3 protein-coding genes are annotated in these 1880 nt (G+C 28.7%); all 3 read left to right on the forward strand.

Annotated features, from left to right (window positions below; all coding sequences use genetic code 11):
- Positions 1-173: 173 nt before the first annotated feature.
- A complete protein-coding gene (locus tag VLM92_RS02080; RefSeq protein WP_325274696.1) occupies positions 174-983 on the forward strand; it encodes a transporter substrate-binding domain-containing protein in 810 nt (269 codons plus the stop codon).
- A 21-nt stretch (positions 984-1004) separates the two neighbouring features.
- Positions 1005-1742, forward strand: a complete 738-nt coding sequence (locus tag VLM92_RS02085) for an amino acid ABC transporter permease (RefSeq protein WP_325274697.1) — start codon at positions 1005-1007, stop codon at positions 1740-1742.
- 11 nt (positions 1743-1753) lie between these two features.
- Positions 1754-1880: ATP-binding cassette domain-containing protein (locus VLM92_RS02090; RefSeq protein ID WP_325274698.1), on the forward strand; the 127-nt coding region annotated here is incomplete at its 3' end.

Here is a 1880-nt window from a genome sequence, read left to right on the forward strand (position 1 = left end):
GTATTAGTCTATTTGGAAACTTATCAATAAGAGTGGTACCACGGATAATTCGTCTCTTAGCATTTTGCTAAGGGACTTTTTTGTTACAAAAAACAGACAAACAAAAGAAAAATATGTAAAACGACAAATATGTATTATCAATTACAAATTATTATTAAATAGGAGGTATTATTATGAAAGGTTTAAAAAAATCAATAGTAGGTGTTTTAGTAGGAGCTTTAAGTTTAGGTATCGTAGGATGTACTCCTCAAAAGGAAGAAGTTAGTAAATTACAAGAGGTAAAAGATAAAGGGGTTTTAACTATAGGAACTAGTGCAGATTATCCACCATATGAATTCCATAAAGAAATAGATGGTAAAGATACAATTGTAGGATTTGATATGATGATAGCTGAAGAAATAGCAAAAGAATTAGGTGTAAAGTTAGAGATAAAAGATATGAAGTTTGATGGACTATTAGGTGCACTAAAGTCACAAAATATAGATATGGTAGTTGCGGGTATGAGTCCGACAGAAGAGAGAAAAAAGGCAGTTGATTTTTCTGATACTTATTACAATGGAGGAAACATAATTTTAATAAAGAAAGAAAATGCAAATAAATACAAAACTATACAAGATTTAAAAGAAGCTAAAATTGGCGTTCAAAAGGCAAGTCTTCAAGAGGGTATAGTAAAAGATGTTATACAGGCAACAAATATAAAGTCTTTAAGTAAAATATCAGATATAGTTTTAGAACTTGAAAATAATAATGTAGATGCAGTGGTTATAAGTAAAGAAACTACAAAAGGATACTTAAAACAATATCAAGATATAGTAGATGGAAATATAGATTTAGGTGAAAATGCAACTGAAGGAGCTGCAATTGCAATAAGTAAATCAGATGATAAATTACTGATAGATGAAGTTAATAAGGTATTAACTAAGTTAAATAAAGAAGGTAAGATAGAAGATTTTGTAGAGGAAGCTACGAAGTTAGCTCAATAAAGCGTAAGGAGGGTATAAAGCATGGAATTTACATTTCTAAAGGAGTATTCACAATTTTTCATAAATGGAACTAAGATAACTATAATTATATCTTTGTTTACCCTAGTATTAGGATTTATGATAGGTACAATAGTATGTTTAGGAAAAATATCTAGAAATAAACTATTAAGTATATTGGCTAGTGCATATATAGAGTTTTTAAGAGGGACACCAGTGTTAGTTCAAATATATATAATTTATTTTGGATTTCCTACAATAGGAATTAAATTCCCAGATATAGGATTTATACCCTCTGAATATATATCAGCAATAGTTGCTTTATCTATAAATTCAAGTGCATATATTGCAGAAATATTAATATCAGGAATACAGTCTATAGATAAAGGACAAATGGAAGCTAGCCGTTCTTTAGGATTAGACTATTCGATGAGTATGAGACTAATAATAATACCACAGGCTTTAAAAAATGTACTGCCAGCACTAGCAAATGAATTTATAGTTTTGGTAAAAGAATCATCAATAGTATCAATAATAGGAATACAAGACTTAATGTATAGTGCAGATATAGTCAGAGGAAATACCTACCTAGCATTTGAACCGTTAATAATAGCAGCTATGATTTATTTTGTACTTACATTTAGTTTATCAAAGTTAGTGAGTTCATTTGAAAATAAACTACAAGCTAAAAGCACAGGAAAAGCAAGTACAGGAAAAGCAAGTACAGTAAAAAATAAATTAAAAGTTAGTGAAACTGCATAGGGGGGGATATTATGATACAGATAAAAAATATAAAAAAGAAATATGGAAAATTAGAAGTATTAAAAAATATAAATCTAGATATTAAAAAAGGTGAAATAGTAGCTATACTAGGACCAAGTGGGTCAGGAAAAAGTACAT

Origin of the sequence: Romboutsia sp. (assembly GCF_035470145.1) — a bacterium.
In the GTDB taxonomy this organism is placed as follows: Bacteria; Bacillota; Clostridia; order Peptostreptococcales; family Peptostreptococcaceae; genus Romboutsia_D.